General features: G+C 70.2%; 16 protein-coding genes. 10 read left to right on the forward strand and 6 right to left on the reverse strand.

The window, feature by feature from the left end; all coding sequences use genetic code 11:
• The first annotated feature begins 148 nt into the window (after positions 1–148).
• From HZS55_RS06995 to HZS55_RS07005, 3 genes are all read left to right on the forward strand, one after another.
• Positions 149–1,024 (forward strand): YkgJ family cysteine cluster protein, encoded by an 876-nt coding sequence (locus HZS55_RS06995; protein ID WP_179910987.1) that lies wholly within the window; start codon positions 149–151, stop codon positions 1,022–1,024.
• Positions 1,025–1,150: 126 nt separating this feature from the next.
• On the forward strand, positions 1,151–2,101 hold the full coding sequence (locus HZS55_RS07000) for an NAD(P)H-binding protein (RefSeq protein WP_179910988.1): 951 nt from the start codon (positions 1,151–1,153) through the stop codon (positions 2,099–2,101).
• The gene (locus HZS55_RS07005; protein ID WP_246308376.1) at positions 2,101–2,913 is read left to right on the forward strand and encodes a DUF7530 family protein; all 813 of its coding nucleotides are present in this window, start codon (positions 2,101–2,103) and stop codon (positions 2,911–2,913) included. Before HZS55_RS07000 ends, HZS55_RS07005 begins: the two co-directional genes overlap by 1 nt.
• Here the strand turns inward: HZS55_RS07005 and HZS55_RS07010 are convergent.
• A complete protein-coding gene (locus HZS55_RS07010; RefSeq protein ID WP_246308377.1) occupies positions 2,894–3,064 on the reverse strand; it encodes a DUF5786 family protein in 171 nt (56 codons plus the stop codon). The two genes, HZS55_RS07005 and HZS55_RS07010, sit on opposite strands and share 20 nt — an antisense overlap.
• Positions 3,065–3,235: 171 nt before the next feature.
• Between HZS55_RS07010 and HZS55_RS07015 the strand changes: the two genes are divergently transcribed.
• Positions 3,236–4,237: a DUF5784 family protein gene (locus HZS55_RS07015; RefSeq protein WP_179910989.1), complete on the forward strand. Its 1,002-nt coding sequence runs from the start codon at positions 3,236–3,238 to the stop codon at positions 4,235–4,237.
• Positions 4,238–4,288: 51 nt separating this feature from the next.
• Here HZS55_RS07015 and HZS55_RS07020 read toward each other — a convergent pair whose 3' ends face one another.
• Entirely contained in the window at positions 4,289–4,495 is a 207-nt protein-coding gene (locus tag HZS55_RS07020) for a hypothetical protein (RefSeq protein WP_179910990.1), read from the reverse strand.
• A gap of 84 nt (positions 4,496–4,579) precedes the next feature.
• Positions 4,580–5,113, reverse strand: a complete 534-nt coding sequence (locus HZS55_RS07025) for a DUF6789 family protein (RefSeq protein WP_179910991.1) — start codon at positions 5,111–5,113, stop codon at positions 4,580–4,582.
• Between the two features lie 133 nt (positions 5,114–5,246).
• On the opposite strand from HZS55_RS07025, the gene coxB reads away from it, so the two are divergent.
• From coxB to HZS55_RS07045, 4 genes are all read left to right on the forward strand, one after another.
• The gene (gene coxB, locus HZS55_RS07030) at positions 5,247–6,059 is read left to right on the forward strand and encodes a cytochrome c oxidase subunit II (protein ID WP_246308378.1); all 813 of its coding nucleotides are present in this window, start codon (positions 5,247–5,249) and stop codon (positions 6,057–6,059) included.
• A 35-nt stretch (positions 6,060–6,094) separates the two neighbouring features.
• Positions 6,095–8,659: a cbb3-type cytochrome c oxidase subunit I gene (locus HZS55_RS07035; RefSeq protein WP_179911815.1), complete on the forward strand. Its 2,565-nt coding sequence runs from the start codon at positions 6,095–6,097 to the stop codon at positions 8,657–8,659.
• Positions 8,660–8,663: 4 nt separating this feature from the next.
• Positions 8,664–8,945, forward strand: coding sequence for a cytochrome C oxidase subunit IV family protein (locus HZS55_RS07040; protein WP_179910992.1), 282 nt, complete (start codon positions 8,664–8,666; stop codon positions 8,943–8,945).
• A 68-nt stretch (positions 8,946–9,013) separates the two neighbouring features.
• Positions 9,014–10,246: an LEA type 2 family protein gene (locus HZS55_RS07045; RefSeq protein ID WP_179910993.1), complete on the forward strand. Its 1,233-nt coding sequence runs from the start codon at positions 9,014–9,016 to the stop codon at positions 10,244–10,246.
• A 31-nt stretch (positions 10,247–10,277) separates the two neighbouring features.
• On the opposite strand, the gene HZS55_RS07050 is transcribed toward HZS55_RS07045, so the two are convergent.
• Together HZS55_RS07050 and HZS55_RS07055 are read right to left on the reverse strand one after the other, a co-directional pair.
• On the reverse strand, positions 10,278–10,982 hold the full coding sequence (locus HZS55_RS07050; protein WP_179910994.1) for a DUF7546 family protein: 705 nt from the start codon (positions 10,980–10,982) through the stop codon (positions 10,278–10,280).
• 4 nt (positions 10,983–10,986) lie between these two features.
• Positions 10,987–11,418 carry a hypothetical protein gene (locus HZS55_RS07055; protein WP_179910995.1) on the reverse strand — a complete coding sequence of 144 codons (432 nt, stop codon included), beginning with the start codon at positions 11,416–11,418 and terminating at the stop codon, positions 10,987–10,989.
• Positions 11,419–11,550: 132 nt separating this feature from the next.
• On the opposite strand from HZS55_RS07055, the gene HZS55_RS07060 reads away from it, so the two are divergent.
• Both HZS55_RS07060 and HZS55_RS07065 read left to right on the forward strand, forming a co-directional pair.
• Positions 11,551–12,288, forward strand: coding sequence for a DUF5806 family protein (locus HZS55_RS07060; protein WP_179910996.1), 738 nt, complete (start codon positions 11,551–11,553; stop codon positions 12,286–12,288).
• A 33-nt stretch (positions 12,289–12,321) separates the two neighbouring features.
• Positions 12,322–12,705, forward strand: a complete 384-nt coding sequence (locus HZS55_RS07065) for a hypothetical protein (protein WP_179910997.1) — start codon at positions 12,322–12,324, stop codon at positions 12,703–12,705.
• A 36-nt stretch (positions 12,706–12,741) separates the two neighbouring features.
• Here HZS55_RS07065 and HZS55_RS07070 read toward each other — a convergent pair whose 3' ends face one another.
• Complete coding sequence (locus HZS55_RS07070; RefSeq protein WP_179910998.1) at positions 12,742–14,163, reverse strand: dihydroorotase; 1,422 nt, start codon at positions 14,161–14,163, stop codon at positions 12,742–12,744.
• Positions 14,164–14,178: the final 15 nt, after the last annotated feature.

Genomic DNA, 14,178 nt, shown 5'->3' on the forward strand with positions numbered 1-14,178 from the left:
TCGCCCGTCGGCCCGCTCGCGCCTTCAGCCTTCGGTGGCGCGGCGTTCGACGCTCGGTACGGAGTCTCCGCGAGGACGACCTCCCACGGCTCGGACCCCGCGGCCGGTTCGGGCGCGGTCTTTTGGCCGTCGGCGCCCAAGCGCGACCATGGAGGTGAACTGCGAGGGGTGTGCCGGGTGCTGTCTCGACTGGCGGGCGTTGGCGCCCGACGACGCCGACCACGGCCACGAGCGCCGCGGGCGATACCGGCCGCTCGACGATATCGACAACCTCGCGCCAGTGTCGAGCGACGAGGTGCGGGCGTTCCTCGCCGAGGGTCTCGCGAGCGCGCTGGTCGCCCGCCTGTTCCGCATCGACGACGGCCCGAGCGTCGCCGTCGGCGGCGTCGAGGTCGCCGCCCTCGGCGGCCGCCCCGCCTTCCTCGTCGGCCTGCGGAAGGTCCCCAAACCCGTCGCGCCCTTCGGCGCCGAGTCCCGCTGGCTCCCGACGTGCGCCTTCCTCGACCCGGTGACGCTCCAGTGTCGCATCCACGACAGCGGCGTCTACCCCGAGACGTGCTCGACCTATCCGGGGGACAACCTCGCACTCGACGCCGAGACGGAGTGCGAACGCGTCGAGCGCGCCCACGGCGGCGAGCGACTGGTCGACGACGACCCGCCCGAGGACGCCGACCCGGTTCTGGGTCCGGGGGCGGTGGGCGCGCGCGTGTTCGCTCACCCCGACGTCGACCGGATCGAGGGCGCGGTCGAACGGCTCGCGGCGGGCGAGGCGACGCGGGCCGACCACGCGGAGTTCGTCGCCGTCGCCGCCGCATCGGCCCCGGGGACGCTCACCGTCAGCGACGAGCGCTGCGAGCGAGCGCGCGAGCGGGCGCTCGAGGCCGACTCCTGGGTCGGCGGCGCCGTCGCGGAGTGGACCGACCGGGCCGACGGGGAGCCCCCCGACCCCGGGGTCGCCGCGACCGTCGAGGGCGACCGCGGCGCGCCGCCGACGCCCGGGTGGGACGACCGGCCGGATCGGTGACGCGCGGTCGACGACCGATCGGTCCGACCGCGTCTCGGTCGGCGCGCCGTCCCGGCCGCGGCGCGTCGGGCAACTCGCCGCCCCAGCGGTCTCGGGTGTTAAGGGGATACGGTTCGTGGAACGGGTATGCACGTGCTCGTCACGGGAGCGACGGGGTTCGTCGGGGGGCGGCTCGTCCCCGCGCTGACCAGCGCCGGCCACGAGGTGCGGGCGCTGGTCCGTGACCCGTCGGCCTACGACCCGCCGCCGGGCGTCGAGGTGGTTCAGGGCGACCTGCTCGAACCGGGGACGCTCGCGTCGGCGTTCGAGGGGATCGAGGCCGCCTACTACCTCGTCCACTCGATGCGGGCGGGCGACGACTTCGAGGAGCGCGACCGCAGCGCGGCAGGCAACTTCGCCGCGGTCGCGAGCGACGCGGGCGTCGAGCGGGTCGTCTACCTCGGCGGGCTCGGCGAGGACGGCGACGACCTCTCGCCGCACCTGCGCTCGCGCCGGGAGGTCGAGATGATCCTCGCCGACGCCGACTACGCGCTGACGACGCTGCGAGCGGCGGTCATCGTCGGCGACGGCAGCGCCAGCTTCCGGATGGTCCGCCAACTCGTCCGTCGCCTGCCGCTGATGGTCACCCCGCGGTGGGTGCGAAACGAGTGCCAGCCCATCGCCGTCGACGACGTGGTCGCGTACCTCGTCGGCGTCCTCGACGCGCCCGAGACCGCCGGCGAGACCTACGGGATCGGCGGCCCCGACGTGTTGACCTACCGCGAGATGCTCGCCCGGACCGCCGAGGCGATGGGCCGGCGCCGGCCGCTGGTCCTCTCGGTGCCCGTCCTCACGCCGAAACTGTCCTCGTACTGGATCGGGCTGGTGACCGACGTGCCGACCGCCGTGGCGCGCCCGCTCGTCCTCGGGCTGAAGAACCCGGTGGTCGTCACCGACGACGCCATCCGCGACCACGTCCCCGTCGAGCTGACGACGTTCGACGACGCCGTCCGGAAGGCGCTCGCGCCCGACGCGGGGACGCCCAGCCCCGCTCCCGGCGGGAACCCGACGGCCGGCGAGCGCGGAGGGCGGCGCTGATGAGCACCGGTTCGGCGTCCGACGACGCGACGGCCGGCGACCCGGCGCCCGACGGTGGGGCGACCGACGACGCCGCGACCGACCGCCTCGTCCCGGAGTACGGCGAGACGTGGGTGTACGAGAGCATCTTCGGCGCGCTCCCGGGGATCGACATCTCCGAGCGGCTGGCGCTGGCGATCCAGTTCTCGCTGTTCGAGGTCGGAGTACTGATCCTGGCGTGGTACTACGGCCTCGCGGACGGCGCCGTCGCCGGGACCGCCGCGGTCGTCGTCGCCACCGCCGGCAGCGTCGAGATGCTCCGGATCAGCAAACACGTCCGACGGGCCGACCCGCCCGAGCCCTACCGCCGGCTGCTGTTCGGCTCCAGCATCGAGGTCGTCCTCGGCGTCCTGGCGTTCGTCGCCCTGCTAACCTACCTGTTCGTCGTCGACCCGCGCTCGGCCCGCCCGCTCGCGACGAGTCTGCTCGGGCCCGAACCGCCGCTTCCGGCGACGTACCTCACCCTCCTGATCCTCTGGGACGTGTGTTACCGCATCGGCACCGGCTGGTGGGCCAGCGTCGCCGCGCTGTGGCGGTCGGCCCGCTTCCGCTTTTCCCCCGAGCAGACCCGCGCGCTGGCCCGTGCCGACCTGGAGACGATGGGCTTCGGCCTCCTCCAGTTGCTGCTGGTCCCGTTCCTGGTTGACCACACCGTTCTGCTGGCGGCCGTCGTCGGCCACGTCCTCGCGGTCGCGACCGTCACGACGCTGTCACTGGTCGTCCTCTACAGTCGGACAGAAGGGACCGACCCGATTACGAATTTATCGCCTTGAACTGGTCGAGCAGCTCCTCCGTCGACTCGTCGCTGTCGTACTCCACCTCGCCGCGGTACTCCGTCCGCCGGTCGTCGTCGCTCACCTCGACCTCGCTGTTCTTGCGTTCCCGGCGTTCGTACTCAACTTCGTCGAATGCACCCATCGACATTGTGTCTCACACCCATACTTGTGAGTTACCACCTATCAATGTAACGGTCGGTGCGATTCTACGTCGAGCGGCGTCGCTCCGGCCGGTGCGGTCGATTTCGGTCCGCGGCGCCGGCGGCCGAACGGGCGGCGAGTCCGAACAGTGTATACCACTGGCCGCCTCCCTTTCGATATGGCCGGACCGGTTCGCTTTCGGCGGTCGACCGGGCGCTGGGACGAGGACAGGGTCAGGCGGGACCTGCTCGCCCCGCTCGACGACCGCTTCGGCGCCCGACTGACGACGCCGAAGATCGACGGACCTCGCGAGTATCACGCCCGTCGGATCGAGATGGACAACGGCGACCTGGCCCTGTTCGCCTGGAACGACGACGGCGCCTACTGGCTGGGCAACACCGAGACGCCCGAGACGCTGTGGCGCACCGACAAGGAGACCTTCGACGAGGCGCCCTTCGAGGTGGCCCGCTGGGCCCAGCGCGAGCTCACATACGACCTCCAGCGACAGGCCCCCTGGCTCGCTGCCTACGAGTACCTCGCCTGGTTCTTCCTCCCCGTGCTGTTTTCGAAGGACGGCCGGGAGACCACCCGCGCCTTCTTCGACCGCGACGCCGCGGGTTTCCCCGACGCCACCCGCGAGGAGGGCCTGGCGTTCTACGAGCGCCTGCTCAAGACCGGCGTCCTCGACGACCACCGCTACACCATGGCCGCCAAGCTCGGCACCAGCGAGCGCGACGAGTTCGCCCGCATGCGGGCCACCATGGGCGAGTTCGACGCCGCCAAGCTGCTCGCCGACGCCGCGATCCCGTTCGTCCCCGAGTCCGAACAGGACTCGGGCCACGCGCTCGATTTCGCCGTCGAGACGCCGGGCGGCGAGCGACTCGTCGAGGTCACCCGCCCGATGGCCCCGCGGAACCGCCCCGCCGGCACCGCCATCGCCGCGCTGCGGCGCACCGTCGACTCCAAGACCCGCGACCAGCTCGCCATCCACGACGACGCCGTCCTCCTCGTCGACTGCACCTCCTTCCGCGACGACGAGTGGAACCCCATCCGCGCCGAGCGCCCCTCCGTCGGCTACCGGCCCACCGTCGTCTTCCGCTACCGCCCCGACGGCCGCTGCGAGGGCTATCGCCACGGCGACGTGCCCCTCGATCTGGACGGCGCCATCGAGTGGGTGTGACCGTTCGACTCGCGCCGCCGCATCTCGGCGCGCGACCCCGAGAGCCGCCGTTTACTCGCCGCGGTTCCAGGCGCTCGGTTCCATGCCGATGGCCTTGACGACCGGGCGATACACCGCGACGATGACGACGACGACGGCGAGTTCCAGCCAGAACCCGAGTTCGCCGACGGCGGCGCGGACGACGCCGAGGACGACCGTGACGATGACGACGATGACGAGGTAGTGCGCGACGAGTTCGAGGATCTGATCCCTGTCCATGGCGGAGCTACGGACCCGGGGGACAAAAGCGACGGTTTCGCGGTCGACGCGTCCGCATCGGTCCTGCGGCGCCCGTTCGCGCGCTCAGACGAGCGTGTCGGGACGCGTCGAGAGGTACTCGAAGACAGCGCCGAGACCGATCCCGTAGACCCAGTGGGCGACGAGCGTGACGGCGAGGTAGCCGACCAGCGCGAGGCCGGCGTAGCCGTCGTAGAACGCGAAGACGAACCCGGTCCACAGCGCGGTCCCGAAGTAGATCCCGTGGACGGGGTCGCGGCCGCCCGGCAGGTAGTCCTTGAGCGAGGCGAACAGTAGCGGCCAGGGGAACATCCCCGCGAGGACGAACAGCACGTACCCGGCGGTCACCGGCGGGAACAGGCCTTCCAGACCGACCATCTCGGTGACCGTCGCGAACGACGCGCGCGTGAACACGCCGAAGCTCTCGCCGATGAGCAGGACGACCGTCATCAGCGCCGTCCCGACGAGCCCCCCCGCCGCCCCGACGACGCCGTCCGCGACGATACCGAACAGCCGGTCGAAGTCGTCGTCGACCACTGTCGGGTCGTCGAACTCCTCCCCCTCGACCCCCCGCTCCTCCAACTCCCGTGTGTCTGCCATGCCATCACGTACCACTCGAACCGGCAAAAAACTCCCGGCGGATATAGCAGGGCCCGAACCGGTTCGGCGCACTAAAAGGTGCGTGTCAACACGCCCCAAACGATAAGACCGGGTGGGTCGTTGGTGATCGAATATGGTAGATGTTGGTGGCGCGGTGGCCGGCGACACCGTCCTGGCGGGGGCCAGCGGCATCCGGGCGCCGGCGGAGGTGTTCGAAAGCATCTTCGTCGCCTTCCTCGGACTGGGGACGCTGGTCGGGGTCGTCGTCATCTCCTACACGCTGTACAACGCCTACAAGTACCGCTATCGCGAGGACGAGGACCCCGCGCCCGACGCGGACCGGCCGGAGGTCGGCGAACTCCCGGAGGGCGGGGGCAAGGGCAAGAAGCTGTTCCTCTCGTTCGGCATCAGCGCGTTCATCGTCCTCTCGCTGGTGATCTGGACGTACGCGTCGCTGTTGTACGTCGAGGGCAAGCCGACGGAAGTCCAGCAGAACGGGGGTGACGTGATGACGGTGGCGGTCGACGGGTTCCGCTTCGGCTGGCAGTTCACCTACCCCAACGGCGCCCAGGCGAGCACGCTCCGCGTCCCGACGGACACGGTGGTCAACCTCTCGGTGACGTCGCAGGACGTGTTCCACAACTTCGGCATACCGGAGTTGCGCGCGAAGGCCGACGCGATCCCCGGCCAGACGACGAACGCGTGGTTCGTCGCCGAGGAACCCGGTCGGTACCAGGCCAACTGCTACGAGATCTGCGGCGAGGGCCACTCCGGCATGACCGCGCAGGTCGAGGCGATGAACGAGTCGGCCTTCGACGAGTGGTACGCGACCACGGAGCCGGCGAACGCGAGCGCCGAAAGCGAGGCGGCGAGTAACGGAACCGCGACCGCGAGCGACGGAACGCCGGGCGCGCTCGCCCCCGTACGGGCGGGAGGTGCGCCGTGAGCCACGGCGAGGCCGGCGGCCACGAGTTCCCGCCGATGAGTTCGGTCAAGCGGTGGTTCGTCACGACCAATCACAAGGACATCGGCATCCTCTACACGATCACCGCCCTCTTCTTCCTCGTCCTCGGCGGCGTGCTCGCGATGCTGATGCGCGTCCAGCTGTGGAGCCCCGGCGCGGGCGTCCTCAGCGCCGGCGCGTACAACCAGGCCGTCTCCGCCCACGGCCTGCTGATGGTGTTCTGGTTCATCTCGCCGTTCGCCTTCGGCTTCGCCAACTACCTCGTCCCCCTCCAGATCGGCGCCGACGACCTCGCCTTCCCGCGGCTCAACGCGATGAGCTACTGGGCGTACCTCTTTTCGGGACTCCTGTTCATCGCTTCCTTCTTCCAGGGCGGCACGTTCGACGGCGGCTGGACGATGTACGCGCCGCTCAATCTCCCCACCTACATGCCCAACATCGGCGGGACGACGGTCGTGCTGGCGCTGATCATGTTCATCGCCGCGGTGACGATGGGGTCGGTCAACTTCCTGACGACGATGTACCGCATGCGCGCCGAGGGGCTGCGGATGCGCGACCTGCCGATGTTCTCGATGTCGATTCTCCTGACGGTGTGGATGATGCTCTTTGCCTTCGCGGCGCTGCTGGCGGCGCTGATGATCCTCGCCGCCGAGCACCTCTTCGGCGTGACCTACTTCTCCGCGGAGGGCGGGACGCTGCTGTGGACCCACCTGTTCTGGTTCTTCGGCCACCCCGAGGTGTACATCGTCTTCTTCCCCGCGCTGGGGATCATGGCCGAGTGCTTCCAGACGTTCACCGGCCAGCGCATCGTCGGCCGCAAGTGGTTCGTCCTCGCGATGGTGCTCGTCGCGCTGCAGAGCTTCGTCGTCTGGATGCATCACATGTTCCTGACCGGGATCAACCTGGAGATCAAGACCCTGTTCATGGTCACGACCATCGGCATCTCGCTGCCGTTCGACCTGATGGTCTTCTCGCTGATCTACACGATGATCAAGGGCCGCATCCGCTTCACCACCCCCTTCCTCTTCTCGCTCGGGGCGCTCATCCTGTTCATCATCGGCGGGATCACCGGCGTCTTCCTCGGCGCGGTCGTGCTCGACTACGAGTTCCGGGGCACCTACTGGGTGGTCGCGCACTTCCACTACGTGATGGTCGGCGGCGCGACCGGCCTGTTCGCCGGCGTCTACTACTGGTTCCCGAAGATGACCGGGCGGATGTACGACGAGACCCTCGGAAAGCTCCACTTCGCGCTGTACTTCGTCGGGTTCAACCTCCTCTATTTCCCGCTGTTCGTCGCCTGGGAGACCCCCCGCCGGGTGTTCGACTACGCGCCCGGCCTGACGAGCTGGCACCAGGTCGCCTCGATCGGCGGGTTCGTCCTCGGGGCTTCGTTCCTCGTCATGTTCTACAACCTCTTCAAGAGCATGGCCGTCGGCGAGGAGGTCGGCGACAACCCCTGGGAGTACTCGACCACCGCGGAGTGGGCCGTCTCCTCGCCGCCGCCGCTGGAGAACTTCCCCGGGAAACCCAGCTACGCGAGCGGCGAACTCTCCTTCCGCGACGAGCCCGAACTGACCGCGGACGGCAGCGGCGACGGCAAGCCCGTCGTCTCGGTATCCCCGCGGTCCGACGGCGGTGTCGCGAGCGGAGCGAGCGAAACCTCGTCGGGCCCACGGTCCGACGGCGGGAGCGTCCGCACGGAGGGCGCCACCGCCGGCGGCGGGACCGGCCTCGTCGGCGGCACGGGGACCGCGACGCCGGCCGCGGCGGGCACCGCGACGACCCACGGCGAGGAGCGCCACGCCGACCACGCGAGCTTCTGGCCGTTCGTCGTCTGCTTCGCCGGCTTCCTCACCTTCCTCGGGGTCTCGGGGATCCGGAGCGGCGGCGTCTATCCGGGCCTCACGGCCGTCGGCGCCGTCTTGAGCGCGGTCGGCTTCGTCGGCTTCGCTAACGAATCGTTCTACGTCCCGGAGCCGACCGTCGCGGAACAGTGGCCGTTCGGCGGGGTCGAGAACATGAAGCTGGGGATGTGGACGTTCCTGGCCTCTGACGTGGTCCTGTTCGGCGGGTTCGTCGGTTCGTACCTGTTCCTGCGGGTCGCCAACGGCTGGATGCACTGGCACCACGCGTTCATCCCGGAGGCCCACGTCACGTTCCCCGGGCTGGTCAACACGTACCTGCTGCTGGCGAGCAGTTTCGCGGTCGTGCTCTCGCTGGTCGCCGCCCACAGAAACTCCAGCCGGGGCGTCGTTGCCAGCCTCACCGTGACGTGGCTGCTCGGCGTCGGCTTCCTGATCAACAAGGGCATGGAGTGGCAGCACCTGTTCCACATCTCGACGGAAGCGTTCCCCAACGGCTGGGCGGTCGGGACGAACGTCGCCTCCTCTACCTTCTACCTCACCACCGGGCTCCACGGCGCCCACGTCATCGTCGGGCTGGTCATGCTGCTGTACATGATCCCGCGGGCCTGGCGGGGCGCGTACCTCGACGACGACTCCAGCCTGGAGTACTTCGGCCTGTACTGGCACTTCGTCGACATCGTCTGGCTGTTCCTGTTCCCGCTCTTTTACATCCTGTAAAACCATGTCACGATTCAAACTGTACACCGGCATATTCGTGGTACTGATGGCCCTGTCGACGACGCAGGCGCTCGTCGAGCGGACGGGACTGGTCGACTTCGACGCGCCCGGGACTTACTGGACCGCGTTCGGCGTCATCCTCGCCCTGTCGTTCGTCAAGGCGACGTTCGTCGCCACCTACTACATGCACCTCCGGTGGGAGCCTCGGTCGGTCACCTACCTGTTCCTCGGCGGGCTGTTCGTCGCGCTCGCGCTGACGACCGCCGCGGCCTACTCCATCCTCTGACCGGGGCCCGGCGCCGACGGGCCGGACCGGTATCGTTTATGCGGTCGACGCGGTGAGTCCTCTCACTCATGTCAGAGGACGGGCCAGGCGGTGCGGGCGGCGGGGGGTCCGCGGGCGGGACCGACCCCGACGATCTGTCCGACGCGGCGACCGTGACCGACTCGGAGCTGACGACCGTCGCGAGGACGCGGGCGCGGCTCGGCGCGCTCGTCAGCACCTGGCCGCGGCGGATCGCGACCGGGCTGGGCGCGCTGGTCGGGCTGTTCGTCCTGCTGTACCTGCTGGGGATCGTCGGCGCGCCGGCCGCGGGGCTGGTCGACCGCGGCGACTGGGGCGAAGTCACCGACGAGCGCACCGAGGTCGTCACGACGGTCTGGGTCGACAACCCCAACCCCGTCGGCGTCTCGCTGGGGGACACCGTCACCGCCGACTACGACATCTCACTCAACGACGTGTTGCTCGCGGCGGGGACGAAGTCGAACATCACCGTTCCGAGGGGCAACAGCACCGAGCAGCTACGGACGGACGTGCTGAACGACCACCTCGCCGACTGGTGGGTCAGGTACGTCCGGGCGAACGAGACGGTCACCGTCGACGCCAACGCGACGCTCCGGGTGAACACGCCGATCCCGGTGACCTACGACGTCCGCCGGAACCGGACGATGCTGACCGAGTCGACGCCGGTCATCGACTCGCTGTCGGCCTCGGCCAACCGGACCAGCGGCACCTACACGCGCTCGGTCGGCGCGAGCCAGGCGTCCGATTCGATACTGGAGGACGCCGGCCTGAGCGAGGCCAGCACCCTCACCGTCGGCTACGAGATCGAACGCGGGTGGGCAACGTGGGGGAACGTGACCGCCGACCGGACGACGGTCGTCTTCCACTTGCGGGTCCACAACCCCGGCGACGTGCCCGTGCCGGGCTCGCCGGAGGGGATCGGCGTCGGCATCGACCTCAACGACATCCCGACGTTCGAGGCCGACGGCGGGTCGCTCTCGGCGCGCAACACCGAGTCACCGCTGTTGATCCAGCCGAACGAGACGCGGGAGGTCGCCTTCGCGGTGACGATGGACAACGACCGCGTCGACGAGTGGTTCACCAGCCACGTCCGCAACGGCGAGCGCACGACCGTCGAGTCGCGGGTCCAGCTCGTCCTCGCCAACCCCGTGACCGGCGACGCGCTGCGGATCCCCCGCGACTCGACCACCGTCTACGACTGCTCGTTCCGGACGGCCATCCTGATCGACGACGCGAACACCACCTCCGACTGCGAACCGCCGAGCGTTCCCAGCGGGCCCTGAGGCACGGCTCCGCGTCCGTCTCTGACTGCTGTCACGTCTCCGCCTCGTCGCGTCCACCGGGGAGTGCTGGGAACCCCGGTCGCCAGTACAGGAGCGCCACCGACGCGAGGAAGGCGACCGTCGAGATGTCGACGGAGTAGGCGATAGCGGTCGACATGAGCGTGACCCAGCCGCCGAGGACGCCCGTGACCGCGGAGGCGAAGATGGGGAACGAACAGCTGAGACAGGAGACGAACCCGAGCGTCCCCGAGGCGACGACGCCGCTGGCGTCGACGAGCGCGGCGTAGACGAGGTAGGTGAGCCCCAGATAGCCGATCACGCGGTAGGGGACGACGGAGACGTAGACGGTCTCGGTGATCAGGCGGACCCGTCCCCACCCGGGCGAGCCGGCGCCGACGCTCACGCCCAGGATCCCCTCGGGGATCGGGTGATGGCCGCCGACGGTCAGCCCTACCAGGCCGGCCCAGTTGGCGAGCAGCAGGAAGTAGCCGGCGGCGAGCGCGCCCGCGAGGAGGTGCCGGCGCGGCGGCGCCGACGGGAGCGGGGTTCGATAGGCGGCGACGAGGGCGACGTTGATCCAGACGAACGGATAGAGGACGTAGCGCGGGACGGTGACGGTCCCCGGCGTGGCGAGGAAGTAGCCGACGACGAGGACGCCCTCCAACGCGACGGCCGCGGCCAGCAGTCCCGCCCCGGTCGGCCAGGATCGTCCTCGGGTGCGCGTGGAGTGGGCCATCCGGCTACCCGGTCGTGACGAGGACGACGGTGATCGCGAGGACGGCGAGCAGGCCGGTCGCGACGGCGCTGCCCGCGGCCGCCTGCGCGCTCGGGCGGCCGTTGTCGCGCATCGCGAAGTAGACGCCGGCGACGAGGAAACTGGCGACCAGGGCGACGACCGCGCCGATGACCAGCGGGCCGGTGATCATACCGCCGGCGTAGGCCATCGCGCCGAACATGAACCCGAGCACGAGCGCGACGTAGGCGACCGTCCACGTGCCCGTCCGGCCGGCGAGGCCGGCCAGTCCCGAGGTCGGTCGCTCGCCGGCGGCGAGGTCGTAGGCGGTCCGCGGGACGTAGTGGCGCCACGGGCGCGACCGCAGGACGAACAGGACGACCCCGACCCCGAGCAGTCCCATCGACACCATGCTCACGAGATAGGTCGTGTTGGCCATGGTACGTTCCTACACACCACTTTTCAGCCGTAGTTTATAACTATTCTTTTAACGAAACCGAGGGGAACGTCGGTCCCGCCGGGCGGCGGCGACGCCGACACGCTTTTTCGGGCCGCCGACACAGAGGTGAGCATGACCGACGGACCCGAAGCGGGCGAGGGCGACGGGCTCGACGCGGCGTCGACCGAGGGGGACGCCGAGTCGCCGGACGAGACCACCGACGCACAGTCGACCGACGCCGACACCGACCCGGCCGACGCGTCGGAGTCGACGGACACACCGGAGCCGACCGATCCCGGGCCGGCGGCTCCCGACCCGGATCTGCCGCCGGACGTGGCCAAGTACGACCGCTTCAAGAAGATCGACGGCGGCACCTACGACCGCGCCAACGACTTCCTGCGCGACCGCACCTACATCACGGCCCGCGAGTGGGCCATCGCCCGGCTCTGTGCCGACTTCCGCACCGAGACCGGCGTCGAGATGACGAAGATCGGCGAGAACCTGCCCGAACTCGTCCCCTTTATGACCGACACGTACACGCCCCAGGCGGTCAATCAAGCGAGAGCGTCCTTCGAGGAGAAGGTCCGCAAGGCCGGCGCGACGTTCCTCTACGGGGCGATGTGCGACTTCTTCACCGCCGAGGAACTCGACGACGTGATGTACGAGGCGACCGAGGTCGCGAAGTTCCTGCTGGAGGTCGAGGGCGTCGAACTCTCCGTCGAGGAGGAACTGGAAGCCGAAGACGAGATCTCGGAGGTGATGCGCGAGGTCCGCGAGCACTCCGCGGCGCTGCGCCACGACGAGGTGGAGTGTCCCGACTGCGGCCACCACTTCGAGGCCACCGCCGCCGACGCCGTCGACGACGACTGAACGTTTTTCACTCGCCCCGACGGATCGCCGAGCATGGACGCCGCCCGACGCGTGGTCCTCTTCGAAGGCGGCATGGGAGTCGTCTGGATCGCGCTCGGCGCCCTGAACGTCGGCGTCGCGGGCCTGCGCGAGGCGTGGTGGGTCGCGCTCGCGGCGGCGGTCGCGACGGTCGCCGTCACGTACACCGACGAGCACGACCTGTTCGGCTGGGACGACTGGCAGCGATACGCCGCGGCCGTCGTCGGCGTCGTCGCCGCCGCGGTCGCGGTCGGTCTCGTCGTCCTCGCGACGAGCCTGGTCGTTCTGACTGTCGTAAGCGCCGGACTCGCGGGGATGGGTGCCGGCCTGCTGTGCTACCGGTTCGTCTACGGCGTCGTCCGGCCGGTGCCGCAGTCCCGACTCGACGTCCGTGAGTGAGCGGTCTGAGCGACGGTCGGGAGAGAAAGGGGGCGGTCAGCGACGGTCGTCGTCGGGGCGCTCCTCGACGACCTCGGCGGCGAGGTCGGCGATCGACTCGGTCCCCTCGCCGCGGGCGAGCCGGTCTTCCGCCGACCCGCGCTCGTCGGAGGCGCCGGTCGCGCTGCGGACGTTCCGCCCGACGGCGTCGCCGAACGACTCGCTCGACCCGCCGGGGCGGTCGTCGGCGTCTCGTTCGTAGACGACCGAGCCCCGAACCAGCGTGAGTTCGGGGAAGACGGCCTCGCGGCCCTCGAAGGGCGTCCAGTCGCACTTGGTGTGCAGGCGGTCGGCGCGGATCGGGTGGGTCGTCCCGGGGTCGACCAGTACGAGGTCGGCGTCCATGCCCTCGGCGACCCGGCCCTTCGACGAGAGGTCGAACACGTCGGCGGGGTTGGCGGCGGTCAGGTCGCGGACGCGCTCGTAGGTCAGGTCGCCGGTGCGGGCGTCGGCGAGCAGCATGGGGAGGACCGTCTCGACGCCGGGCACTCCTGATGGAGCGTCCCAGATCTCGGCGTCTTTCTCCGCGGCGGTGTGGGGCGCGTGGTCGGTCGCGACCATATCGACGGTGCCGTCGACGACGCGGTCGTAGACGCGCTGGCGGCGCTTCTCGCGGCGCAGCGGCGGGTTCATCCGGCCGTGGGTGCCCAGCTCGCGCAGGTCGTTGCGCGAGAGGTACATGTGGTGGGGGGTGACCTCGCAGGTCATCCCCGTCTCGGCGGCGATGTCGATACCCCGCGGCGTCGAGGTGTGGGCGACGTGGATGGTGGTATCGCGCTCGGCGGCGACCTCGCAGGCTCGCCCGACGGCGGCGGCCTCGGCGCGGGCGGTGCGGTAGGCGCTCCAGGCGTCGGCGTCGTCGCGCTCCCGGGCGGAGACGTTGAACAGGCTCGCGTCCTCGGCGTGGACGGTGACGGTCACGTCGCGGGCGTCGGCCTCGGCGAGCGCGTCGAGAAAGAGCGGCTCCTCGACGCCCATGTTGCCCGTCGAGTCGGCGAGGAAGACCTCGCCCAGCGCGAAGGCGTCGCGGTCGAGCAGGGAGTCGGGGTCCCAGTCGGCGGTGACGCCGCCGTTGAGGCCGAAGTCGACCAGCGAGTCCGCCGCGAGGGCGGCCTTCTCGTCGAAGGCGTCGCCGTCGACGGTCGGCGGCGAGGTGTTGGGCTGGTCGACGACGGTGGTGACGCCGCCGGCGGCGGCGCTGGCCGAGCCCGTCGTCCAGTCTTCCTTGTGCGAGTCGCCGGGCTCGCGAAAGTGAACGTGGGCGTCGATCATCCCCGGGAGCAGGCGTTTCCCGGTCGCGTCGACCGTCCGCTCGTCCTCCCGGACACCCAGATCCTCCCCGACCGCGGCGACCGTCTCGCCCGACACGCGGACGTCCCGCCGCTGGCCGTCCGCGAGCGTCGCGTTCCGGAACAGCATACCCCACCTCGAACG

It is taken from the genome of Halosimplex rubrum, from assembly GCF_013415885.1.
Lineage (GTDB): Archaea > Halobacteriota > Halobacteria > Halobacteriales > Haloarculaceae > Halosimplex > Halosimplex rubrum.

Bases quoted from the DNA above. Each gene is read 5' to 3' on its own strand.
- HZS55_RS07005 (WP_246308376.1), top strand. From the start codon at position 2,101: ATGAGCACCGGTTCGGCGTCCGACGACGCGACGGCCGGCGACCCGGCG.
- coxB (WP_246308378.1), top strand. From the start codon at position 5,247: ATGGTAGATGTTGGTGGCGCGGTGGCCGGCGACACCGTCCTGGCGGGG.
- HZS55_RS07035 (WP_179911815.1), top strand. From the start codon at position 6,095: ATGAGTTCGGTCAAGCGGTGGTTCGTCACGACCAATCACAAGGACATC.
- HZS55_RS07040 (WP_179910992.1), top strand. From the start codon at position 8,664: ATGTCACGATTCAAACTGTACACCGGCATATTCGTGGTACTGATGGCC.
- HZS55_RS07000 (WP_179910988.1), top strand. From the start codon at position 1,151: ATGCACGTGCTCGTCACGGGAGCGACGGGGTTCGTCGGGGGGCGGCTC.
- HZS55_RS07055 (WP_179910995.1), bottom strand. From the start codon at position 11,418: ATGGCCAACACGACCTATCTCGTGAGCATGGTGTCGATGGGACTGCTC.
- HZS55_RS07020 (WP_179910990.1), bottom strand. From the start codon at position 4,495: ATGGACAGGGATCAGATCCTCGAACTCGTCGCGCACTACCTCGTCATC.
- HZS55_RS07065 (WP_179910997.1), top strand. From the start codon at position 12,322: ATGGACGCCGCCCGACGCGTGGTCCTCTTCGAAGGCGGCATGGGAGTC.
- HZS55_RS07060 (WP_179910996.1), top strand. From the start codon at position 11,551: ATGACCGACGGACCCGAAGCGGGCGAGGGCGACGGGCTCGACGCGGCG.
- HZS55_RS07050 (WP_179910994.1), bottom strand. From the start codon at position 10,982: ATGGCCCACTCCACGCGCACCCGAGGACGATCCTGGCCGACCGGGGCG.
- HZS55_RS06995 (WP_179910987.1), top strand. From the start codon at position 149: ATGGAGGTGAACTGCGAGGGGTGTGCCGGGTGCTGTCTCGACTGGCGG.
- HZS55_RS07015 (WP_179910989.1), top strand. From the start codon at position 3,236: ATGGCCGGACCGGTTCGCTTTCGGCGGTCGACCGGGCGCTGGGACGAG.
- HZS55_RS07025 (WP_179910991.1), bottom strand. From the start codon at position 5,113: ATGGCAGACACACGGGAGTTGGAGGAGCGGGGGGTCGAGGGGGAGGAG.
- HZS55_RS07010 (WP_246308377.1), bottom strand. From the start codon at position 3,064: ATGTCGATGGGTGCATTCGACGAAGTTGAGTACGAACGCCGGGAACGC.
- HZS55_RS07045 (WP_179910993.1), top strand. From the start codon at position 9,014: ATGTCAGAGGACGGGCCAGGCGGTGCGGGCGGCGGGGGGTCCGCGGGC.
- HZS55_RS07070 (WP_179910998.1), bottom strand. From the start codon at position 14,163: ATGCTGTTCCGGAACGCGACGCTCGCGGACGGCCAGCGGCGGGACGTC.